This is a genomic window from Nocardia sp. NPDC102475, from assembly GCF_055584605.1.
The window spans coordinates 108,029-134,759 of the sequence record NZ_JBVJLS010000024.1; the positions used below are offsets into that span (position 1 = coordinate 108,029).

The following is a 26,731-nucleotide window of genomic DNA, read 5'->3' on the forward strand; positions in this document are numbered from 1 at the left end:
GTGATGAGCGAACATCGGACCGAGATGGACGGCTGGCAGGCAATCTGGCGACTCGATGACCAACGCATTCGAATAATGTTGGTAAGCAATATATTTGAGGCAACTACGATGATGTCTACCGCTGATTCAGCCACTGCGCCGGACCTGGTTCAGATGCGCGAGCAGTTCCCGAAACTGTCGCGGCTATGGGATGCGGTACGCCATGCGTACTGGTCTGAACTCCGTGTCCCGCAGAAGCATTCACAGGGAACGATCTGAGCGAGTCTGGGCAAGTACCCGTGTTCGATCAGTGCGGCGGGTTAACGGGTGAAGATTTGGGTGCGGCGGGTGGGGGAGGTGCAGACGTCGTGGATCAGGCGGCCCAGGTCGAGTTCGGGCGGGAGCGAGCGATACAGGAGTTGGCAGACTAGGGTGCCGGAGGCGGTGACAGCGAAGCGGGTTTGGCGGTTCTCTACGGGTTCCCATTCGATTGCCACGAGGGGGGTGTCAAGGTTGATGGTGTTGTCGCCGATGCGTAGGGCGAGGCCGGAGGGGTCACGGTAGAAGACGACCGGTGTGTCACCGAGATCGCCGTATACGCCGAGTTGCGGGCCGATTCCGCCGCCGACGGCTTGGAGTGCGCCGGTTTCCGGGTCGAAGTGTGCGGGCACGCCGAAGCCGGAGAAGGGTTGGACGAAAAGGGTTGCGCTGTTGCCGTTCTGGGATGGGCGATGGCGGTGGCCGTTGGAGCCTTGGCGGTTTCGGGTGGGTGGTGATGCGCCGATGGGCGGGGGTGTCATCGGCGGTGGAGTTGATTGAGTTGTCGGGTCTTGTTGCGGTGCGACGGGATTGATCGGTTGGTGGGATGCGTCGGGCCAGCCGGGAGACTGTGGGGCACCGGAGTGGTGCTGGTCGGGTGGATCCGAAGGCATGGGTGTACCCGGGCGGTACGGGGGTTCCGACGGGTGACCTGATGACGGTGGGTGTACCCGGTCGTGTGGGGGTGTGGTCGGGTCGTGGGGTAGGAACGTTGGGGGTTGCGGGGGTTCCGGCGTGGTCGGAGGGAACGGGGGCACCGGTGTCGTCGGCGGCACCGGAGGTACCGGCGTTGTCGGCGGGAAAGGCGGAACTGGCGGCACCGGCGGCGTTGGTGGCACCGGAGGTACCGGCGGCGGCGGGAAAGGCGGCACCGGCGTGGTCGGGGGCGTCGGCGGTGTCGGTGGGAAAGGCGGAACCGGCGGCGTTGGCGGCGGAATCGGAGGGGTAGGTGGCACAGGTGGAACCGACGGCTTCGGGGGGACCGGCGGTTTGGGCGGCTTCGGCTCATGTGGCGGCACAGGCGGTTTCGGTGGCACCGGAGGCTTCGGCTCTGGCGGCACAGGTGGCTGCGGCGGCACCGGAGGCTTCGGTGGGTGCGGCGGCGTTGGTGGGCGCGGCGGCTTCGGGGGTTCCGGCGGGTGCTTCGGCAGCGGCCACGTCGGATCGAACGGTGCCCGGCTCGGCGGATCGGGCATCTCGTACTCGTGGTTCAGCCTCGGCGGATGCGGGATATGGGAACGCAGCACCGAGCCGGGCAGCGGCGGCGGCTCCGAATCACCCGAATCCGACCGCCCCTCCGGCGGCTCTTGCCCGCCACCCCGATTCGACCGAGCGCCCCCCTCACCCGAACCCCCATCACGGCCACGACTCCCGCCCTCCCCTGCCGACTCCCCATCGCCCGCGCGACCACGCGAGGCACCGCCGGACGATTCCCCCTCACCAGCACGCCCGTGCCGCGCCTGCCCCGCAGACGACTCCCCATCATCTACCTGCTCGGGACGCGTTGTCCCTTCAGATGATTCATCACCCGCCCTGCCACGACCCGCCGCACCGTCGGACGATTCCTCCGCGCCGACATGATCACCAAGCGTCGCACCGGCATCCGATTCATCGTCACCGTCGCGATGCGCTGCGCCGTCGGAGGGCTCATCACTCGCAGAATCACGACGACCCGCACCCTGAGGCAGATCCTGGCCCTGCTGCGTGCCCGGATCCGTGGCCGACTGATCGTCTGTGCCCCACAGCTCACCGGGTTCCGAACCTTCGCGGACCTGCGGCATCTCGGGCGCGGACGATTCGCCGTCGCGATCACCATGAGCCGTGGCATCGGACGAGTCGGTGTGATCGCGGCTGTCTGCGGTGTCCGGCAGATCGTGACCGTGTTGCGGACCCGGATCGGTGGCCGAGCTCTCGTCTGTGGTCAGCGGCTGTGTCGGCTCCGAATCTTCGCGAACCGCAGGCACTTCCGTTGTCAGCGGCGGCTCAGCGCCGTCGGAGGACGAAGGCGGTACAGGGGTTTCGACCGGTGCTGGTTGTGGGAGTTCGTTGGTTGGGGTCGGGGGGAGAGCGAGGGGGGCGTCCGGGTTCGGGAGTGCGGGGGGAAGTTGGGGTTGGTGGTCTACTCGGGGTGGGGCGTAGGGGATTTTGGTGCGCCAGCCGGTGCGGGGTGGGCGGTTGGCGTTCCAGTCGAAGCCGATGCGGATGGCGTGTTGGTTGGCGTCGTGCCAGGCGGCGATCGGGTTTTGCTGCAGATAGTTCGATTCGGCGAGGGCGTCCTGTAGGAGCAGGATGTCTTGTGGCAGTGGGATGCCCGCGATCAGGCGGTTCCAGGCTTCGGCGACATCGGCGACGGCGTCGAGTGGGCGGCGACGGAGGATGCCGTCGTTCGGGTCGTGCACCAGATGCGGATCGCGCATGAGGTGGTTCTTGATCTGCTCGATCTCGGCGTGGGTGAAGGCCGGGGTCGAGTTGTCGAGTCGGTCGGCGACCAACCTGATCAATTCGGCGCGGTCGGCACCCAGGTTGCCGAGCTGATCGCAAAGATTGTCGACCAATCGTCTTGCGTCACCGGGCTGTTCGCCCCGCAGCTGGCCGGTGAGCGCGTCGACGATCGGGTCGAGGTCGCCGGAGCTGTCGAGTCTGCGGGCGATCTGATCGACGATCTCCGCCGCCCGCACGGCACGTGCCGCGCCTTCGGCATCCGGATGCGCGGCGAGATGATCGACGATGCTGGCGATATCGCTGTCGTCGGCGCGGAACCGCTGGTATTCGGTGTCGGCCCAGTCCTGCACGCGCGCCCACGCCGCTTCCTGATCCCGTTGGCGCTGTTTGAATTCCTCCGACAACTCGCCGCGATCTGGCACTCGATCCTGCGGATCCCATTCACGCGCCATCGGCTGCACATCGGCCGCGCGCGGACGGAAATAGGGATGTCCCTTGAATCCCGGACTGATTCGGCCCGGATGGTCCTTATCGCTGTACCAGGTGAATCCGGACAGCTTCGCCGATTCGAGGATGATGCGCATGGTGTTGTAGAACACACCTGCCATCGGCGGTTCGAAGGTTGGCACACCCGGATCGAGTGGGTCCATGCCAGGGATCCGGGGCAGCAGTTCCTCATCGATCGCGCCGGGTGGCGGATCCAGGAACGGATCGACTATGGACGACTGGAACGGATCGACCGCCCAACCACTGACGCCTTCCGGAAGTACGCGCGGCTCGAATGCTTTCGGCACCCTGGGACCTTGGCGGTTGGTTGTCCAGTCCGGGCGGGTCGGATTGACCGGATGCCAGTCACCATTGGCGTCCTGCCACCGGGTGAGGTGGATACCCGGCGAGCCCTCGCGCCAGCCCGCGGTGAGATAGTCGCGAAGCGGTGGTGCGAGTTCCTCGATGCGCACCGGCATCTCGCGCTCGGCGACGATCACGCGATATTCGATTCGCGTCTCAGGTCTTGTCATCGCCTGTGCCACTGCGGAATTGCGTCGGATCGCATCGGCGAGCGCCGCGTCGTGGCCCGCGCGCGGATGCTCCAATGTGCCGCGTGGGGCCACCACGATGATCCGCGGATCTTCGCCTTCGACGAGGCCGACGCGATCGGTGATCGGCCTGGCTCCCTCGGCGGCGAAGACGTCGCGACACGCTCCGGCCAGTTCGGCCATCTGATCCTGAATGCGGCCGATCCTGTTGTCCGCCTGGTTGACTCGGTCGGCGGCTGCACGCAGCAGTTGCAGTTGCCTGGTGTTCTCCTCGGTAGGCGCGAAACGGTTCGCCGCATCGCGCAGGGTCTGGTCGATCTCATCAGGGCCCAATGCGTCTCGGTTCACGCCGAGGCGGTCTGCGAGGTCGTCGCACATTCCGCGCCATGGCTTACTGGCAAGCACCTCGGTGGCGCGCTCGGCACCGAGCCGGTCGAGCTCAGCGCGTGCTTCTGCCGAAAGCGGCTGGTGCGCGATGACATCAGCGCCCTCCAACGCGGCAATGCGACGATCCAGTTCGGCGAGGGCGGAATCGGCTTCGTTGAATCGTTCCGCCGCGTCTTGCAGCTTGAAGATGTTGTTCTCACGCTGAGTGCGTTCGGCCGAGCCCACCAATTCCGGTTCCGGCCGCGATGTTTCGTCGCCGGTGCCCGCGATGTCCCTGCTGCCGACGATATCGCCACTGAGCTGCCGCAGGGTCGGCTCCAGGTTGTCCTGGTTCAGGGCGCGATCGGGATCACGAATATCGAAGCGTTCGGCGCGGTCATTGCGCTTGGCCCGCCAGAACTCGCATTCGGCCGCCATTGCGGCACGTTCCCGCACCAATGCGGCGTGCACGGCCTCCGGTGTTCCAGACAGTTCGAGCGTCGCGATCGCCTCGTCGAACCGGGCAACTTCGGCATCGGCACGGTTGAATTCGTCGGCCGCACGCTCGAGTGCGTCGATCCGCGCATGCCGCTCGGCCTGCTCATGGACCAACATGGTCTGGTTACGCAACTCTTCGAGGGTCGTCTCCAGCGGCAGGCCTGGCCGCAGCCCCTGCTCGACATCGACCGGTAGTCCTTCGGCACGAAGTCGACGGATATCGCGCAATTCCTCGCGATCGGCGACGGCCACGGCACGCTCCGCACGCAGCCGCTCGAGATCGGCTCGGACCTCGGGGGTCAGAGCGTCCGAATGCGGCGCAGTGTCGGGCGCGGTTCCAGGATCCGGCTCCGAGCCGCCAGGGTCTCGTGGTTCGGGCGTGGAGCGCGTGGGATCCGAACCGTCCGCGTCGGTGGTCCGTGTTTCCTGCGAAGGTCGCGTCGGATCCGAGGTATCCGCAGCGGCGTCCAGTGTCGTGGGCGCAGATCGCGTCGGATCCGAACCGTCCGCAGCGGTACCCCGCGACTCGGGCCCAGATCGCATCGGATCCGAACCACCCGGATCAGTGCCCCGTGTTTCGGGCGCGGATCGCCTTGGATCCGAACCATTCGCATCGGCCCGGGTCTTGGGCGCTGACCGTGTCGGATCCGAACTGTCCGCGGCGGGACCCTGCGGCCTGGATCGCGTCGGATCAGAACCATATGTATCGGCGCGTGGCGTCTCGGGCGATGTCTGCGTCGGATCCGATTGTGCCGCAGCGCGTTCCGGTGACGCCACAGAACCCGAACCCGGTGTCTCCGGCGGACCTGTCGGGCGGGCCCGTACCGCTCCTTCGTCGGGCGGGCGGATCGGGGTGACAGTGACGACTCCGGATTCATCGACCACGACGTGCAGATAGTCGACCTGGACGCGCTGATCGGCCAGCTGTCGGCGAAGCTCGGTGGGCATGACCTGTTCGGGTGCCGACGACGGCGACGCGACCACCACGCGCTGCCCATCAGGTGCGATCCCGACGCCCTCGGCGACCATATGCGCCTGTTCCCCGGCGAGCACGTCACGAGACGCGAGCACGGCGGCTCGCTGCCGGGCCACGTTCTCCTCGCCCATCGCGTGGATGTAGCGGCGCAGTTCGGCCTGATATGCACTGGCCGCATCCCTGACCTGGGCGGCATGTTGCTCGGCGGCCCGGAGATCCGCGAAATGCTGCACCATCTCATGGCTCGGGACGTTTTCACGATCCCGTATCGCGGCAGCCTGATCCTCTGCCGCGCCCACCAAATCGTTGACGGCACGCTGTATCTCGTGCGGGCTCAAACGGTCAGGGTTTATTCCGAGGCGCCTGGCACCTTCGGCAATGCCCGGTTCCATTGCATGGCGGGTAGCCGCAGTCTCCGCAATCCGCGCGGCCAAACCTGGCAACGCATCACGCAATTCCGGTGTGACAGGCTCGTGTACCCGCGCGGGCCCATCCTGCGGCCAACCGCCCGAACCCGACTCCCCCGGCTCCGGTTGCCCCGGACTGGGCGGCTCCTGCGGCGGATGCTGCGATCCCCCATCACCACCAGCCTCCGGCGCACCCGCTCCCTCCTGCCCACCGAGTGGCCGAACCCGCACGTCCCCGGGCTCACCACCGCGCCGCCCGCTCGCCTCCTCCCTCACCTCCGACACCGAATCCCGCCGTGATGCCGACGACTCCTCGCCGACACCCAAGGCCGAATCACCTCGTCGCCCAGTAGACGACCCCTCATCCGCTGCCGAGGCGGAACCCTGCCTCCCCGCTGACGATTCACCGTCCAGCGGCAACGCCGAATCACCGGACTGCCCCGCGTGCTGTTCCTGGGCCGCCGCCGGACCCGAATCGGGCTGGCCGCGCTCCAGAGCACGACCACTCGCGTCGGAGTTATGCCCCTCCAGCACTGTCGCATTCAACCAACGGTTGAACTCGTCGAACCTGCGTTGATTCGCCGCCAAAGCCTGTTCGTGCCAGGCATCGATCCGCTGCTGCAACTCATCCAGCCCGGCCTGGGCACGCTGGCGAAGCTCGTCGATCCTGCGCAGTAAATCGCTCTGCTCGGCGCCATCGTCCGGTCGCGGCCGCTCAGCCAGTGCCCGGAGGGCTTCTTCATGCCTCCGCTGGTTAGCCGCCAGCGCCTCCGCATGCCACGTATCGATTCGCCGCTGCAACTCATCGAAGCCAGCGGCGGTGCGTTGGCGGATCTCTTCGATCTCACGCACCGGATCACTCTGCCGTGCAACAGGATCCGCAGCTGGCGGGTCAGAACTCGTCGGCGGGCCGGGATCAGCCAAGGCACGCATGGCCTCGTCGAAGCGACGCCCGTTCTCTGCCAACGCCTCCGCATGCCATGCATCGATCCACTGCTGTAGCTCATCGAATCCTGCCTCGGCGCGCTGCCACGTTTCCTCAAGTCGCCGCACCGGTTCAGAGCTGACCACATCCGGAGGTTGCGAAGTCGCAGAATCAGGTTGCTCGACGCCGTCCGAGAGCGACGCTTCCCGCACCGGAGTCGATGAATTGTCGCGCCACACCGGCGGCTCCGGCGCACTCAGCGAGTTGATGGCCTCCTCATAGCGGCGCTCGTTTTCCCGCAACGCTTCCGCATGCCAGGCGTCGATGCGGCGCTGCAACTCATCGAAACCGGCCTCGGCGCGGTGGCGGGTCCGCTCGATTCCTTGCACCGGGTCGGTGGGTTCGTCCGGAGATGCCGGGGTGGGGGGATCTTGGGGTGGACGTCGTGAACCACCCTCACCAGTCGCTTCGGGCGAGGTATCAGTACCCGAATCACCGTGCCGTGTACGCCCATCCGCCGAATCATGGTGGTTCGCTTCAGTTTCCACGATGTCGTGGGCGACCGCACGGCTCAGTTCCTCGTTCAGCCGCGTCAGTTCTGCATCGGCCTGGTCCAATCGGCGTGCGGCGGCCTGTTGTGCGTCCGCGTGTTCCAGGCTCGGGTCGGCCATAGCCTCGTCGAGGGCGGTGCGCGCGTCTTCGCGGGCGACGAAAGCAGCCGCCCATTCGTTCGCGATGCGCCCGATTTCCGACTGTCGAGCGGCCGCATCGGGATCACGCCCCGGCGCAGCGCCTTCCGGTTGAACCTCCGGCACGGATTCCGGCTCCGCACCGGGTCGCGTACTTCCACCGGAGCTCGGCCGATCCGGCGGGTTGGCACCCAACTGCGGCACATCCGGCGGCGGTGGCAGTTCGGGGCCGGCGTGTTGGTCGGGCGGTGACCAGGACGGATCAGGCGCGACGATGTCGACGGCGTACGGAATGCCCGCACGCCAGTCGGTGAGCGGCGGGCGGTCCGCGTCCCAGTGGAAGCCGAGGCCGATGGCGTGGGTGTTGGCGGCGCGCCAGGTGGCACCGGGATTGGCGCGCAGGAAGTCGGATTCGGCGCGCGCATCCTGCAGCAGGACCAAGTCTTGGGGCAGCGGTTCGCCAGCCATCAACCGGTTCCATGCCTCGGTGACATCGGCGAGGCGGTCCATCGGGCGACGGACATACGCGCCATTGGGATCGCTGTAATCGCGCACCAGATGCTCGTCGACCATGAAGTGGTTCTTGATCTGCGCTATCTCGGCGCGCGTGAAATCCGGTACGTCGTGGCGCATGTGCTGGGCCAGGATCTGGGCAATGGCGTCCGGATCCGCGCCCGCGCGCAAGAGCTCGCGAATGTCGGCGATGGTGTCGCGCACCGCGTCTGGATCATCGACCCCGAATCGATTCGCCAAATCGTCTGCGACACGGTTGTTTTTGTCCTGCATCCGCAGCAACTGTGCATCGACATCGTGGGTCGGATCGATACCTCGATCCGCGGTCACCAGCCTGTCCTGCACGGTCCCGACCACATCCCGTGCCGCAGCCACCTGCTGGGCACGGCGGTGGGCGTCGAGCCCGTCCATGATCCGATCGATATCGCTGTCATCGGCGAGGAACCGCTCGTACTCGGCATCGGCCCAGTCCTGCACGCGACGCCAGTTCGCGACGTCGCGATCCCATTCCCGTTGCAGCCCTTCGGAAATCTCCACCCGATCCGCGGGATCGCCGTGTTCGGCCGGATCCCAGGGCCGATGCATGGGCTGAATATTGCGCTCCGGCCCCGCGAACCACTCGTAGTTGCGGAAGACGGTGCCGAACGGCGGAATCTTCTGCAGCCACGGCCGGGCCTGCACCCACTCACCGATCTCCGGATGCGCCTGGATCCAGGCCTTCACCGCCGGATGCTTCGGCGTCTGCGCGGCCATCAGGATCAGCCGGGTGATGTTGTAAGCGTCGCCGCCCCAATGCTGTTCGAAGATCGGTGTCCCCGGCGGCACGGACGACGTGTCGTAGCGTGACGGCGCCTGCGGCATATTGACCGGCAGCGTGCTCTCCGCGATCTCACCCGGCGGCACATGATCGGTCGGCAGCGTGATGTCGTTGACGACATCCTCCATGGCCCAGCCGCTGACACCGTCCGGCGGATCCTTGGGCGTGAACTTCTTCGGCACGGTCCCGGCATCGCGATTGCCAACCCAATCCGGGCGCGTCGGATCGATGTGGTGCACGGTGCCTTCGGAGTCGACCCACGACGTCATATCCATACGTCTGCCGTTGTGCCAGCCCGTGCTCAGTCGTCGAATCTCGGGTGGCGGCATTCGCAACGTCCGGGTATTGCCCTCGCGATCCGCGAGCACCTGGCGGTATTCGACGCGGGTTTCCGGACGCACCATCGCCTGAGCGACCGCAGGATCGCGGCGCAGCGCATCGGCGAGGGCCCGATCATGATCCGCGCGCGGTGCCGCCGGATCGAGCCGCGGACCGTACACGATGATGCGGGGTCGCTCGCCCTCCACGATGCCGACCCGGTCGGTGACCATCCGGCCGCCGTCGGCTTCGACCTGCTGCCGCCATACGCCCGCGGCTCCGGCCATTTCGTCCTGGAGCCGGCCGATCCGATTGTGCGCCTGGTTCACATCGTCGGCGGCGTGGAAGAGTCCGTCGATCTCACGATGGCGAGCGTCTGCCTCATCCGCAGACAGCGTGCCATCGCGCACCTCGTCATCCGCATCGAATCGCAGGTTGGTGATCGTTCTGCGCAGCTGATCCGGTTGCAGCGCGGCCTCATTCGGATTGCCCGACTCATCGACCACACCGAGCCGGACGGCCAGATCGTCGCGCATGGTGCGCCGCGGCTTGATCTGCCGGAGCTCCTCCGCCCGCTCCCGCGCCATCCGATCGATCTCGGCAGCACCCTCCTCCGACGGCGGGCGGTGCCGCGCGACGCCCTGGTCCTCCAACTCGGACAGCCGCTGATCCACGCGTCGGACCTGATCGTCGAGGGATTCGAAGTCCTCCGTCGCCGCAATGAGTTTGCGCAGTGCGTCTTCGCGCCGTCCCTGCTCGCCGGGCTCGACCGGGCTGCGCACCTGCCGGTTCGCCTCCTCGAGGCCACCCAGCACGTCGACGACATCGGTCCGTGCGTGGGCATGCAGTGCTTGAATCGCCTCGTCGCGCGCATCCGGGTCCCGGCGCACCCATTCGGTCGAATCGTCCAGACCCAAATTGGCGGCGCGCTCATTGGCCTTGGCGCGGACGAACTCGCGCTCGCGCACCAGATCTCGTCGCTCCTGCAGCAGCTGGTCGTACTCGCCGACCAGTCCGATGCGTGCCGCGAGCTCGCCGACCTCCGCATCCACCCGTGCGAATTCCGGTGCGAGCCGCTCCAATTCGGCTACAACGGCACGATCGGCATCCGAAAGCAATCGCCGTCCCGCGAATTCGGCGACGGTCGCCCGAATTCGGCGCGGCGTCCACGCATCCGCATCCTCCTGTGCCGGAAGTCGGTCGGCCAGCTCCGCGATCCGGGCCGCCAGCGCATCCCGCCGCGCGAGGGCATCCGTATGCGCCCGCACCGCCTCCTCATGCTCCGGTCCGGTCCGGGCTTCGGCCCCTGGCTCCGAGTTCCCGGCTTCGGTGTCATCCCGCCGGTTCTCCGCGTTGCTCTGTTCACCATCCTGGTTCCCACCCGACGGTTCATCCCACTCGGACACCAGCGGGGCAGGCGGGTCATCCCGCCGGTTATCCGCGCCGCGCTCTTCACCATCCTCGTTCCCACCCGACGGTTCCTCCGGCTCGGACGTCGGCCGGGCGGGCGGGTCGGCGGGTGGCTTCTTAGACCCGCCACCGGCTTCGGCGACCGGTTCGGCCTCATCCGGACCCGCCTCTTCCGGACGAACCGGCTCCACACCATCCGAATCGTCGAAACGAACCAGCACAGGCTCCTCGGCGCGCGACGGCTCGGACGACTCCGGGATCGGTTTGGCACCAGAGGCCGGACTGTCCGACGGATCGTGCGGCGGTCCCGACAGCGACGCCGTCGGCTCAGGACCATCCTCATCCGACCGCGGCGGTTCCTCAGAACCGCCCTCGAGACGCCGCACCATCTCATCGAGTTCGTTTACCAACGCTCGATACTCGGCGTCTTCATCCTGATGGACCGACTCCTCGCCATCCCTCGAATCACGGGTCGACGCCTCATCGGCAGGCGGCTCGGAATCAGCCGAATCCGGCTCCGGACGCACAGGCTCCAAACCGTTCGAAGCCTCGTCGGTGCTAACCGGATCAGGCTGCTTCCCCGCCTCGGCGCGGGGCGGCTCGGATGGTGGCTCCGAAATATGGTGCGAGACATCGCCGGATCCGCCGGGCCACAGTTCGACCGGCACGGACGGATGTTCGGCCGGGTCGGCCGACGACTTCGGCTCTCCCCCATCGGTATTCGTATCACGAGCGCCGTCCGCCTCATCCGGGACGGGGATCGGCTTCGCGCCGGAGGCGGCGCTGTCCGGTGGGTCGTGCGGCGGGGCGGGCGGTGTGGCGGCGGGATCGGGGCCGTCCTCATCCGGTCTTTCATCCAACTGTCGGAATTCGTCGGCCGCCTGCTCGAGTCGATGCGCCACCTCATCGAGGTGATCCATCAACTCCTGATGCTCGGCCTCGGCCTGCTCATCGCGACGCCGGAATTCCTCCTCGGCATCAGCCTGCTCACGCGCCAATGCTGCTTCGATCCGCGACGGCGGATCGGCCTCCGGCACAGCGTTTTGCGGGTCATCGAGATCTCCGAACCGCTCCTCGAGCCGACGGGACAACTCGTCCAGATGACCCATCAACTCCTGATGCTTGGCCTCAGCTTCCTCATCACGACGCCGAAACTCCGCTTCCGCGGCGGCCGACTCACGCGCCAACGCGTCATCGATCCGCGACCGTGGATCCGCCGAATCTTGCTCCGCTGCAGCGCCTTCCGGCTCGTCGGCAATTTCCTCCAGCCGACGCGCCACCTCATCGAGGTGATCCATCAACTCCTTGTGCTTGGCCTCGGCCTCCTCATCACGACGCCGGAACGCCTCCTCGGCGGCAGCCTGCTCACGCGCCAACGCCGCTTCGATCCGCGACCGTGGATCCGCCGAATCCTCGCCCCCACCCATCTTGGCGACCCATTCATCGAGTTCCGCATGCATGCGCGCGTTCCACTCGGCCTGTTCGGCATCCATCTGCCGCTTCCAGTCCGATCGAGAATCAAGCTCGGACGCGCCCGACTCATCGCCCCCGGGCCTGACCGGCGGATCGGCCACACCACCCGATCCGGATTCCTGCTGGGCACCAGGTTCAGACTCATCGCCCCCAGGCCGGACAGACGGATCGACCACACCGCCCGATCCCGGGTCCTCCGGGCCGACGGGCTTTGGCCCGGGTCCGCCCTCGTCCGGCCCACCCAACCCGCGGGGCGCGCCAGCCAACTCACTCGGAGCGTCGTAGAACTCGTCGAGGAGCGCCGCGAGATTTCTGATCTGTTCGGCACGAGTCTGGATCTCCGCGCGCATGCGGCCGAGTTCCGCGGTCAGTTCGGCGGGGCTGAGACCTTCGTGCTTCTCGATCTTTCCGTCGCGGTAGGCCTCGTACACCTTGCGGAAGGTCGCATCGTCCGCACCCGCGATATCGACACCGACGAGCCGGGCCCAGTCGCGATTCGGTTCGGGCCGCCCTCGCCCCTCGCCGGATGCGCCGTCGGCGCGACCCGGATGGTCCGCAAGCACACTTCCGAGAACGAGCGGATCACCGGATTGCATTGCCTCAGTGAGTAGTTCACGCAATGCCTGCACGCAAGCCAGTTCATGGACAGGCGGTTCGCCAGCGGCCCGCGGATCGGCGGACAGGTCGCCCCGCGGCACATCGGAGTACGGGTCGACATCGATCAGCGCACGCATATATTCGGTGAGCGCGTCCACCACCTGATCGTGCTTACCGTCATCCTCGAGGCCCGCGATCACCTTGCGCAGCTTCGCCGGATCAAGTCCGTTCGCATCCAGTCCGCGCAGGATCTCACCGTCATCGGCGATCCGAATCTTGGGTGGCTGCAACGATTCCGGGCTGGTCAGGCCGAGCTGTGCGGCCAAGCGATCACGTGCGGCATTGACCGCGCCCAGATCGATATCCCGCAGTTGCTTGGCGTAATCGGCCAGATCCTTGAACTGCTGTTCGCGCCGCGCGCTGCGCCATTCCGGATCGGCCAGCGCCTCGGCAACCCGCCGAGGCGTGAGCTCCGACTCCGGAATATCGAGCCGGTGCGCGAGTTGGCCACGCGCATCGCCGATATCGTTGAAGTTCTCGATCTCGTTCATCGTGCGCGCGAAGTCGGCCAGCGCCTCGACCTGACCGGCGCGCAGAGCATTGGCCAGCTTCAGTTCCGCAATGGTCTGCGCCAGCCGATCCGGGTGCAGCACTTCCGGGCCGAGGCCGAGTTCGTTTGCCAGATGGACGATTTCGGCGACCAGCTCTGCGCGAGTACGCGGCGGCGCATCGCTCTCGTGGCCGGACGAATGGCTCGCCGGCTCCTCGACGGGTGCCTGCACGGCGCGCCACCGACCGTCGTTGTCACGCACCATCGTGACGACCAGCTCGCGGCCATCGATCGTCTCCCGATAGTGGTACACCTCGGGTGTTTCGACCGGATCCAGATGAATCTGCCCCACGCGATCCGTGCGCGCGTTCCGGTAATCGAGTTCGACCTCACCACGATTGAGCGCATCGGCCAGGGACGGATCATCGGCGAGCGCCCTGGCCAGCGCATCCGCGCGATCCAGCGGTCCGTTGATCACCACCAGCCGGTCCGGCGCGCCCTCCCCGACAGGCACCCGCGCGACCTGATCGCCGTGGATCTCCCCGACCGGCTCCTGCTCTCCGGCACGCAGATGCGGTTCGGCGGCGTCGGCGAATTCGGCGACCCTGGCGGCACGCGCATCGTTCTCGGCCCACAACCTGCGCAGCGTGGCATCGAGATTGCGCGGGTTCACATCGTTGAGGTCCAATCCGAACATCTGCGCCCACGTGGACGCCTCGTCGCGCAGTTGGTCGCGGCGCAGGGCATGCTCGAAGTACACCCTGGGCCCCTGGTCGCGGCCCAGTTCCTGGCCGTCCCCGATATCGCCCCATTCGCGCAGCGGGTCGGCGCCATTGCCGACGGGCCGGAAGTTCTGCAGACCGGGATCGCCGCCGAAGGCGCTGATCAGTTCCTTGAGGAAGCGGCCCATCGGGTTGTCGTCGAAAATGCTGACCTGATCGGCCAGCGGCACCGGACGGCCCGACGCATCCGGCGCGCCCAATTCGGGACCGGACTCACTGGTCGGTTCGTCCTCGTCGTAGTAGTCCTCGTCCTCATCGACCCGCCGCGCATCGGGATCCTCGATCTCCCCCGCCACCGGCTGTCGACCGTGCAGTTCGGGAGCCGAGTCGCCCAGCAGGTCGGCATCGACGTACGGACGCGTGACCTCCTCGTTGAAGCGATCGGCCGCTTCCGCGAGGCCCGCGATCGCGGCCGCCTCACGCATCGTCCGGTATTCCTGCTCGTCGAGTACCCGGCGAATGGTCTCCGGACTTTCGTCGGGCAGGTCGAAACCGAGCCGGTGTGCCTTATCGGTGAGTGATTCGTCTTCCGGTGGCGGACCGTCGAGTTCGGTAGTCGGCTCCGGATGCGTCGGCTCCTGCTCGAGTGCCCTGGCCTCCTCGTCGGAGATCAGACCGAAGTTCTCCAGGTCATCGATGATCCGCTGCCGCTGTTCCGGATCGGCAACGGCCAGTGCCTCTTCCAGCACCGCCCGCGCCTCTTCCGGCGCGATGGCCTCGACCTCGAGCAGTTCGGTGACGGTCTGGCGCACCAGATCCGGATCGGCATCGCTGACCCAGAACCGGTATTCCTCGCCATCGGGCGTGCGTGGCACCACGAAATCGCCTGCCACATCCCGGGTCCGACCGGAGAACCTGTTCAGGATCGGCAGATGCTCCCGGTTGCGCCAGGCGGTCCAGCCTTCCTTGGCGATTCGGGCCATATTGAGGCCCCCGCCTTCACTCTCCGGGGCCGGTCGAGCAACGGTTTCATGCCCTGGTGTCGCCTGCGGCGGATGGGGCGTATTCGGATGCGATTCGAAGAGGTCCTGCGCATGCTCGACGCCATCCTTCAGCGCGTTCTGGCCGCGGCGATCCTCACCCGAACCCGATGGGTACTTCGGGTAGTCGCCCACGTAACCACGCACGCGCATCTTCTCCCGAATCCGCTCCAACGCTCGGCGCAGCGGGGACTTCTTCTCGGGCGGCTCGGAATCGGCTGGGCGAGCGGGTGTTCCGGCTTCTTCGGGAGCTTCGACCCGCCAGTGCCCTTCGTCGTCGGGCCGCACCTGTAGCGGCACCTCTTCGCCATTGGCATCGATGACGATGCGGCGCGGCTCGTCCGGATTCGCCGGAGCGAACGGCCGTCCCGCCGACGAACCCTCGGATTCGTTGCCGGAGTTTTCGTTTCGCGAATGATCCGGATCGTCGGGCGTCCCGGCAGGGACGGGAGGCTCGGACGGCGGCTTCTTTCCGCCGCCACCAGCCTCGGCGGGCCGCTCGACCTCCTGCCGCGCCGCCGGATCATCGACGCGTAGCACTCGTGTCTCGCCCTGTGCACCGATCCGCAGCTCGCGCACGATCGTGCCGGGTTCGGCACGCAACTCCGCGAGCTGCGGATGTTGAGCGGCCGCATCGTCCAGCACGCGAACCGGATCACCGTCGCCCCAGCCGACCACGAACACGCGCGCAGGCTCACCCGGCACCACACCGACCCGATCGGTCACCGGAATCGCGCCGGCCCGCAACAACGCGTCGCGCTGCCGTGCGATCGCCATCGCCTCGTCGAGCCGTGCGACCCGCTCCTCGGCCCGCGCGATGCGCTCCGGATCGCCTGCGGCCCTTGCCTCGTCGCGCTCGCGCACCGCCGCCGCATTCTCGGCCGTCAACCGATCCAGCACGTCTTGTCGCTGCTGCTGGGCCTGTCGCTCCTGTGCGCCGTCGTCCGGATGTGCCGGTGGGAACTCCGGTGCGTCGAACGAATCGTCGCCGGGCCGTGGGCGATCGATCGGTCGCGGCGCGGAATCGCCCTGATCCGATCGGTTTCCGAACGACAGCCGGTCGGTGATTCTGCGCAGCAGGCCCTTCGGCGCACTGTGGTCGTGCAGATCGGCCGCACCGTCGAGCAGGATTCGGGTTATCCGTTCCCCGAGCCGCCCGGTATCGGTATCGGACATGCCCTGGAACTGTCTGGCCAGCACATCGCCCGCACTGCCATCTCCGGTGGGCGGCGCCACCCGCCAGCCGCCATTGCCATCGGACTGCAGTATGACCGGAAAGTCCCACGCCCGGGTCTTCACCTCGGTTCGAGTGAACTGCGGCCAGCGACGTTCCCGACCCGCCACATCGGCGGATTCCGGCATGGCCAGCTGCCGCGTCAGCAGACGACGCGCCACCTCCGCCGGATGCGGCTCGCCGATCGACGGATCCGCTTCGGCCAGTTCGTAACCGCGGGCCATGAAGTCCAGACGCAGACTGCCCTCGAGGTTCGGAGACGCATTTTCCTTGGTATTGAAGGCATCCGGGCCGAGCTGGCGCACCCAGGCATCGAACCCGAGATCCGTCTGTCCGGCGGCGCGGTAGCGCAGGTAGTGCGCGAGTAGTTCGGTGGCCGCCTCGTCTTCGGTCGGGTGACGGTAGGGGCCCTCGGCAGCGTCGGCGTCGATGAACCGGGCATCGTGCAGACCATCGGAACCCGGCCCCACTTGCAGATACTCGATCCGTTGCGTGCCGTCCCACAGCACGCTGGTGTATTCCGGATGCGTCGCGGCCAGTTCGCGCAGCGCGTCCATGTGCTGGCCTTCGGGTGCCACCACAACCAGACGTCCGCGTCCCACCGGCTGGTCGCCCGGAAATTGGGCAACCCGGTCGGTGCGCCGGGCGCCCCCCGGATCCCGCGCCAGTTCATCGTCGAGAGCGCGACTTACACGGTCCGCTGCTTCCTCGGAACTCATCGAGCGTGGCGATGCGTCCTGATCGGCCGGACGCCCGGTTTCCGGCTCGGCCGTATCCGACCACGGGCGGTAGTCGTCGACGTTGTCGTCGGCGTGCCGAGCGACATCGAACGCGACCTCGGCGGGTTCCAGACCGACCTTGTCGATGTACTTGCGCAGCGCTTCGCGCCCGGCCTCGTAACCCGCCCGCTCCGGCCGGATCGCCGGATCATTCGAGCGAGCCGCGGCCCGCTCCGCACGCTGATAGGCGCGGTCGTAGGCGTCGGTGTAGGCGCGTTCGGCCGGACCGACCGGCACGAAGCGGCCCGAATCACGCAGCAGCCGAAGGGATTCGATTTCCGCCGCATATTGACGGCTGCGCTGATCCCGGATCGCCGGGGAGTCGGTGTGGCGCGTCGGCGGCCCATCGCCAGGCGCACGGGTGATTCCGTGCGCGCTGTCCCACTGCGCCCGGTAGAACGCGGCGAGGTCGCCGCCGTCGACACGCGGGCCCAACTCCACCAGCCGATTTCGCACCTCGCGGGCACCGGCATGGTGTGCGGCCGCATCGATCATGCTGTCCGCGACCTCACGGTTGTCGCGGTAGGCCCGCAAGGCTTGCTGCTCCGCCTGTTCGAAGGCGTCCTTATATGCCTTGGACAGCAACGTTTCCGGAGCCGGTGATGCTTCCGTCCCGAACTGCCGCCACCTATCGAATTCGAAGGCTCTTGCCTGCGCAACCGCCTCCCGATCCAGCATCAGATCGACATATTCGTCACGCCCGAGCGTGAATCGCTCGAGCGGACCGTCGCCGAGCTGTTCGGCCAGGTATGCCGCCCGAATCGCTTCCGCCGCATGCTGGGACGGTGGATCGGTCAGGCCGAGCAGCACGGTATTCGAGGCCGGATCGTATCCGGCATCGATGCCGCGCTGCTGTCTGCCGTCGTAGCGGCTGGAATCCACGTCGAGGCCGAAACGGATCTCCACCCCGTGCCTGGCCAGTACCTCGGTCGCCCACCGTCCGAGTTCGTTGCCCCTGAGGATGCGCTGCAGCCGGTCCGATGCCACCTGCGCGGTGTCGACCATCGACTGGTCCGGCAATGCCGCGGCGGGTTCGTCCGGCGGTCGCGGTGCCACCAGGTGGTCTACCTCCGCACGCACGTCCGCTGCGGCAGCGTCGACCCAGGCGGCGCGCAGATCCACCGGCTCCCGGCGCACCTGGACGGCCCCGGAATCGTCGACGCTGACGCGGATCCGTTCCGCGACGGCATCGCCGTAGCGGATGGCGCGATGCAGATCGCTGCCTCGATCCGCCGCCGCACGCGATATCGCGGCATGATCACCGCGAGCATCGACCACGATCACCCGCAGTGGCTCACCCGGCAGCACCGCGACGCGGTCGTTGACCCAATGCCCGTCGGGGACTTCCGGACCGAGCACGTCCTGACCGACGCGTGCCGCGATCTCATCGAGCAGATGGTTACGCCGCGCCTCCACCTCGGCATGTCGACGGGTGGCCTCGACCAGCGCTCGCACCTGGGCGGGGCGCTCGGAATTCAGTGCGCCCACTGGCCGGATTCTGTCGTCCGCCACCGCCTGTCGTCCGCGCTCGAAAAGCTCCCGGTCGCCGCGGTGGGTTTCGGGGTCGAAGGCGCCGAACCGTCGGACCGCACGATCCCAATCGCCCTCGACCGCACGCAGTTCCCGGGTGAGCGCCGCATGTTCGCGTACCAAGCGCTGCAGTTCCCGTGCCGATTCCGGGGAGGTCGGCTCGTGCATGCCATCCGGATGCTGATGGGCATCCCAGATGCCGCCGTGGGTATCCCGCAGACTCGCGCCCTCGCTCGGATACAGCGGCGAGTCGAACATATCGCCGGACAGCAGCGCCTCGATGCCCGCCGCGCGACCGATTCGGCGCAGTTCGTGCTCGCCCAGGCCCGGATCCGCAGCGGCCACGGCCGCGTCGCGGGCGGTCAGATACCGCTCGTGCAAGGCGTGGGTGTAGGCCGAATCCGCAACATCGTGTGTGGTCGGGGCCGGTTCCGGATATCCGGCCGCACCCAGCTCACGGCGGAGCTCAGCCTGCCTGCCGAGCACCTCCGCTTCCGTACGCAGCTGTGCGTCAACATAATCCGCGCGATCGGTGGCGCGGATGCGGGCCGGATCCACCTCGACCCGCCCGGACAGCACGGCGTCCGCGAGTACCGCCGCACGTACCAGCGCCTCCGCCTGGGCGGGCTGGCCGCGGTCACGGGTATCGACGGACGCGTCCATGGTCCGGCCGTTGAACGAATCCGGCCGGCCATCTTCGAAGCGCACCGCGACACCGGCGGCCCGCAGCGCGTCGGCCGCCTCGCGTCCGGTTTCGCTGCGTCCCAGCAGTTCCCACACCGGACCACCGGTCATATCCCGCGGCCGGACCTGCCAGGCCCCGGCGTCCGGTTCGGCACCGTCGTCCACCGGCCGGAACTCGGGCGAATCCGCCACGTCGCCCGGCGCCTCGGGTCGGACCGAGGCCTCCGGCCTGCTGAAATGCGCGACGACCCTCTCGTACTCGCCCGGCCGACCGAGCATCGCACCGTGATCGAAGCTCACTTCGGTGAAGCCGAGTTCGACGGCCAGTTTGCCGGTGAAGGTGTTGCGCGCCGCCTCTTCCGGAGTCAGGTACAGCTCCTGCACACCGGCATTGAAGGTGTCGAGGTTGTCCCGGACCCGGTCGTCGGCTTTCCATTCGGCACGGATCTCGGTCACCTTATGCCCGAGTTCACGCATCATGTCCCGGAACATTTCGCGTCCGGCCGGCGTGCCGTCACCGACACGCACCGTTGCGCGCAGTACGCCGTCGGCGTCGACCCAACCGTGGATGCCGTGCTGGTTGTCGCCGCCGTACCGGTTGGTGTAGGCGTTCGGGCGGTAGCCGAAATCCTCGTCGTGCCTGCTCGAGTCCTCCGGCCGCACTGCGTTATCGCCGTGTTCGGACGGCAGATCGGTGGCGTGCGCGCGGATTTCGGCCAGTCGCGCCATCACCGTGTCGTGCCACTTGCCCCGACCATGCTTGTCGAACTCCGGTCGCAACGCGGCGACGCGGTCGGTGATCGCGTCGACCACCGCGCGGGGCAGATGATGGTCGATGACCTCGATGCTGTCGCCATTGCGACGCAGGAAGTGTTCGGCGAACGGGCTCAACGCATTTCGCGCGGCGTCGCTTTCCTCGAAACCACGACTGTGGTCGATACCGAGCACCTCGCCCTGCGGGCCGATCATCCAGCCCTGTCCGTCGCGGTCCGGAATCCGGATCAGCGCGTCCAGCAGACCGAGCGCACGGCCCGCGACCGTATCGGCGTAACCGAGCTCGTGCACATCAATGAACTGCGGATGCCGTTCGGCCGCAACATGTCCCGCCAGATTTTCCATGTACACGACATTGGATTTGGCGTGGAACACCTCGGGCACATTCGCACCGACAGTACGAGCGAGCAGCGACGCCAATCGCTCGGCGACGGCGTGGCGCGGATTCATGACGGTCTTGCGGATCAGTTCGGTGCCATCGTTGAAGGTGACCAGCTCCACCTTCCTGGCGGCATGCACCGAGGAACCCTCGCTGAGCACCGTGACCGAACGCTCGCCGGACGCGATGGCGGAGCGGACGATATCGTCGAACGAGCGGATGCCGTGCGCGTCATCCCACGCGTGGCCGTAGAACTCGGCATGGGTTTCGGTCGAATGCTCGGGACGATGCCGAGCCACCTCGGGGCGAATGGCGTCCAAGCCCGCATCATTGGCGATTCGATCGAGGTCTGATGCGGGCGCTTCGGGATCCTCTTCGTGCGCTCGGGCTCGGGCTTCGTCGTAAGCCGCGGTGTAGGCGCGCTCCAGCGGAGTTTCCACGAGATCGTGTCCGGCCACCCTGAGTTGTTTCGCCGCAACGATTTCCAACGCGTGCGCGCGGGCTTCCTCGTCGAGCATGCGCGCGATGTATTCCTCGCGCGGCAGGCGCATGCGTTCCTGCGCACCGCCTGGAGTCTCACGGGTATGTGCCAATTCGACGTGAATGGCGCCGTGCACCAGGGCGGCCATCTGTGCCGCATCGGAGGCGCCGACATCCAGGGCGAGGGTGCGGCGGCTCGGGTAGTAGCGGTCGTCGGCGCTCGACTCGTGCACGATATCGACGTCGTGGCGGGTGAGCACCTCGTCGGCCCAGCGGCCGACTTCGGTCTTCCGCAGCTGTTCTCGAATCCGGGCAATGCGTTCCTGGGCCGCCTGACCCGCACGGTCCAGTGGCGTGAGATCGGTGGCGCGATCGAATTGGTTGGGTGACGGCTCGTCGATGGGCTCGACCCTGATGCGGCCGACCTGGTCGGTTTCGACGTTCAGGTGCTCGCGCACGACCTCGGGCCGGTCGAGCAGTTCGCGGATTTCCGGGTGCTGCCGGGCATCGCGCAGGACGCGCTGGTGGTCATCGGTACCTGACGCGATGACCAGCCGGTCGGGCTCGCCGGGGATATGCACGATGTGTTCGTTGAGCATTCGCGCATTCGGGTTCTCACGTACGTGTCGGGTGAGAACCTCTTCGATCGCCGCATTTGCCACCTGATCGGCGCGGTGGTCGTAGGTCGCCTGAGCATGCTGACGCTGGTCGGCCAGGTCTGCGAGGGTGCGCAGATCGTGTTGTTCGGTACGCAGTTCGGCCTGCCGCTCAGGCGGAACATCCAGTCCGGCAAGCTCATTCGTGATGCGCTGCAGGGGGTCGGTGATCTGGCGTTGCAGCGGCTGTCGGGCGAGAGTGGGATCGAGACCGAGGGCGATCGCGCGCCTGGTGAGTTCTTCCGAGGTGTCGCGCAGGTCGCGGAAGGCCGACTCGCGGTCCAGCGCCGCAGTACGCAGGCTTTCTGCGATATCCGCAGGTGTGTCATGCATGCGCGCGCCCGACGGGAGTTCGGCACTGGCCGCATGCACGCGATCCCAGGCGTCGCCGTAGTAATCGGTGTAGTTCTTGCCGTTTTGCCACTCGTGGGTGGCGATTTCTCGGCGTAGCGCGTCGACGGCGACATCATGTGCGGCCTGGCGGACCTCGGCCGGGGTGAGCGACGAATCGCTTGCCGACAGATCGGCGGCGGCGCGGTCATAGGCGGCGGTGTAGGTCTCCTCGAGCGGATGCACGGCGATGTCGTGGCCGAGATCCCGGAATTCCTGGGCCAATTGGAAGCGTCGGCCCGTTGCCGCGGCCTCCTCGTCGACCATGGTGCGCACGAATTCGTCGCGTGCCATCCCCCGGACGTCACCGGTTCGGCCCTGGACGTACCGTTCGGCGTGCACGGATTCATGCGCCAGGGTGAGCGCCTGCTGGACATGATCGGCACCCGAGGTGAAGGCGACGGCGGCCAGCTCGCCTCGCCGGAATACACCGGATCGGCCGTCACCCGCGGATGGCTCGAATCCGTCGCGAACGGGACTGTTGTCGAAGCTAGCCGCGATCCGCCGCCCGGTCTCGGTCTGACGCAACAGTTCACGGACCTGATCGGGCTGCGCATCGAGCGAGCGGCCGATGCGGGCCCCAGGATCGGTGGCAAGCGGATGCTCGGAGCCGAGCGGGTGCAACGGATTTCCGGCCGGGTCGAAGGCGATGGCATACGTGCCACGGAGTTCGCGCGGCACCGTCGGTGGGAAGCCCTCCACCCGGCCCGCCCCCGGATCGCGCACCACGATCCCGCCGTTCTCGTGCACCAGCACATACGCGTGCGCGCCGACGTTGTACCTGTCGACCGCACCGCTGTATTCATCGACAACCAGCGCCGAAGACCCCTCCGGCATAGAAAGCAACAACCGCGCGATCTCGGCATGACCCTCATACGATCGCAACTGCCCTCCCGCCGCCGTCTGCACCTCCGCGGCCGTCATACCGTCCAGCCCGATCACCCGCTCCGGCAACCTGATCGCCGAACTCCCGGTGAGCGCCTTGATCAACCGCAGCGACAACTCCGCGCACCGACCACGATTCCGCTCCGGAATCCGAGGCTCATCGCTCCCTTGCCGCTGCTGAACATCCGCCCCGTCGCGTGACCTGTCCGCAGGCGCGTCCCCCGTGTTCCGATGCGCATGCGGTTCGGCCACTGGCTGCGGCACGAAAGCCGTTGCAGGATCAAGCGATTCAGCCCGCTGTCGCGCCGCCTCCCGCCGCGCCTCGACCTCCTCCCGCCGCGCCGAATCATCGGCACGATGCGACTCGGCAGGCTCGATATCCGCCCCCCGATGCGCCCCGTCCTCCCGCGCCGCCGGATCCGTCGCATGCCGGACGTCGGAAGGTTCGGAGCGCACCGGAGTGTCGTCGGCGCGCGTGATGCCCTCGTCGCTGAGGTGCACTGCACCCTCGCCCTCATTGCCGGGACGCACCGCATCATCACCGTCAGTGCGCACGGCACGCTCGACCTCGGGACGTACGGCACCCTCACCCTCAGACCGAACACCACTGTCGGCCTCACGACGCACAGCACCATCGCCGTCAGGGCGAACCACGTCGTCGCCTTCGTGCCGGGGAGCACTATCACCATCGTGCAGCGCGGCGGGGTCGCCGTCAGGCCGTACGGCGCCTTCTCCGTGAGGTCGCACAACATCGCTGCCGTCAGGCCGCACTGCACTGTCGCCCTCGGGCTCTACGGCACCGTCACTGTCGCGCTCAGCATTATCAGGCCGCACGGCGGCGTCAGCCTGGGGACGTGCGGCACGGTTGGGCTCGTGGCCATCGCCGTCGGGACGAGCGGCACCGTCACCGTCGGGCCGCGTGGCACCGTCGCTCGCCGACAGCGCACCGCCGTCGCTGTCGGGCAGCACCGGGCTCTCGCCCTCGGGCCGCAGTGAATTGGTGCTGTCGGGGCGCACCACACTGTCGCTGTCCGGACGTGCCGCTCTGTCATTGTCGGGGCGCACCACACTGTCGCTGACAGGAGGCACGGCACCGTCAGTATCGGAGCGCCCAGCGGTATCCCCATTGGGCCGCAAGGCACCGGCACTGTCTGCGTGTGCGGCGGGCTCGCTGTTGGGGCGGACGGTGGCATTGCCGTCGGAGTGGGTCTCGGCGTGGATGGGGGCGGGTGCTGCCTGGAGGCCTGCTATGGGTTCGGCGGTGGGGTGGTGGGGTGTGGATTGGGCTGCGCCCGCGCGGTTTTCGGGTGTGGTGCGGCGGGATTCGGATTCGGAGGACGTGTCGCCCGTGCCGGTACGGGATTGGTCCGGGCCGGGGCGGTCGTCGGTGGTGGTGGTGCGGGTATCGGCAGTGGATGGGGTTGCGGAACGTGGGTCTGTGGAACGTGGGTCTGTGGTGCGGGGTTCGGCGGTCGGTTGTGGGCGGGCCTGTTCGCCGCGTGGGGTTTCGGCATTGGAGGTTGCGCCGGGGCGCATGTCGGCGGTTGAGGGCGTACGCGTTGTGGATGGTGTTGCGCCGGTGCGTGCTTCGGGTGCGGCGTGGGTTGGCGCGGTTCCGGGATGTGCAGGGGCAGTGCCGGTTTGGAGTGGGGTCGATGCTGCGGCGCCTGCTTGCGCGGCCGTGTTGTCGCCGGAGACGCGCGAACCATCGGCGGTCGCGTTCGAAGTGCGTTCCGCGCCTGCGGGGGTCAGGTCGGCCCGGGTACCGGCATCGAGGCGGCTCTGCCCCTCGCGCGCCGACGCTCCCGCGTGGTCGGCCGACCCCGGACGGTCGCCAGCACCGTTGGACTCGGCATTCGAATTCGCCTGTACCGCAGACAGATCCGAATGAGTCGCGGCTTCTCCTGCGGGCCGGACGGCACCGTCCGATCCGGTTCCCGCCTCCGAATTCCGCGTACTCGACTGGTCGACTCCACCATCCGCCGCTCCATCGCCGACGCGCTGCGTGTTCGTGGAACCATCCGCGTCGGCCCGCGCAGTCGAGGAACTGTCATCCCCCGCACGCACGGTCGCACCATCGTCACCGGCGCGCGCATTAGAACCGTCATCGCCCGCACGCGTGACCGCGCCGTCATCGCCAGCACGCGCGGTCGAACCGTCGTCACCGGCACGCGCCGTCGCACCATCGTCACCGGCGCGCGCATTAGAACCGTCATCGCCCGCACGCGCGGCCGCGCCATCGTCACCAGCATGCGCAGTCGCACCGTCATCACCCGCGTGGGCGGTAACACCATCGTCACCAGCATGGGCGGTCGAACCGTCATCACCAGCACGCGCAGTCGAACCATCGTCACCAGCACGCGCAGTCGAACCATCGTCACCAGCACGCGCAGTCGAACCATCGTCACCAGCACGCGCAGTCGAACCGTCATCACCAGCACGCGCAGTCGAACCATCGTCACCAGCACGCGCAGTCGAACCGTCATCACCAGCACGCGCAGTCGAACCGTCAGCACCAGCGCGAGCATTAGAACCATCCTCGGCAGCCCCCGCCTTCGACATACCGTCGTCAGCACCATGCGCCTGCGCCGAATCATCGCCCGCACCGTGACTATTCGACGAACCATCAGCTCCCGCCGCCGACCCGTCGTCCACGGCATGCGCTGTCGAACCGTCGGCCGCACCGTCCCCACCGCCACGACCAGCAACGGGCTCTCCCGTATGCCCCGCATTCGGCGCACCCGCGCCGGTCTGCCCGGTTCCCGAATCAGCACCAGCACGTCCACCGGCATCGGCACCAACCGAACCGGCATCGGGGCGAAAACCGATGCGGGACAGATCATCCGGGTTTACCCGCGAACCGCTCGGCCGGTACCAATCGGGATGCCGATTGTGATAGAACTGCTCGGCCGCCGCACGATTCGCACCGGACATCGCGCCGTTCGAGGCGCCTGCCGTCAGCATGCGCAGGTCGAATTCGGTCTTCTTCAGACCTTCGACTGCCTTGTCCCAGCCGCCTTCCGGTCCGGACTTCGCCCAGGTGAACGCGAACTGCGCACCGACGCTGCCGCCGAATCCGGCGATGGCACCGACTGTGCCCGCCGTCGCGCCGGTGAGCAGTCCACGCAGCCAGGCCTTCATTTCGGTCTCGGCGAGCTTCTCGCCGAGACGCTCGCCGATCGGGCTCGCGACACCGGCGCCAACCGCGGAACTGATCGCGGTGATGGCGACCTGCTCCCAGTTGACCTCCTTGCGATGTCCCGAATTCACCTGGTACTGCTGAATTCCCCAGTCCTGGACGGTGCCGAGAACCGTGTCGATGGCAATGTGACGGACCAGGAAATTCGCCAGTCGACGCCCGAGGAATTTGGCCACGATCTCGACGATCTTGTCCATGATCCGCTTGGCGATTATCCGGATTGCGACCCGTGTTCCGGCAATCGCCAGCGCCTCCTCCGCGGGCGCGGTCGGCGGAAAGATCCATGCGATCGCGATCTCGGCCGCAAGCAGCGCGAGGGAGGTGATCAGCATGAGCTGGCCGTATTCGATTTCGGTGCCGACGCTGGTCGCCGAATCGGCCAGCTTCTCGAAATCGCGGGCCAGCATCTCGAGTGATTGTGGACCTTCGAGATAACTGTCGAAGTTGGCGATGATCGCCTCGATGCCGTCGCCGTCCTGATATGCCTTCAGCGACGCCGTTTTCGCATCAAGGATATCGGGCAGAATGTCGCGCAGTCCGGCGGCCGCTGCGCGCCAGTCGTCGGCCAGCCCCCACATGCCATCGGGATCGCCCGCAGGCCAGTCGGATCCGGCGACCCATTCCAGCCATTTGAGATAACCCGGCAGCTCAGCCATCTGCGCTC

Annotated in this window: 1 protein-coding gene; it reads right to left on the minus strand. The window is 67.4% G+C overall.

What is annotated here, in order from left to right:
* Positions 1 to 299: 299 nt before the first annotated feature.
* Positions 300 to 26,723 (minus strand): WXG100-like domain-containing protein, encoded by a 26,424-nt coding sequence (locus tag ACZ60G_RS34385; RefSeq protein ID WP_465815420.1) that lies wholly within the window; start codon positions 26,721 to 26,723, stop codon positions 300 to 302.
* Positions 26,724 to 26,731 lie beyond the last annotated feature (8 nt).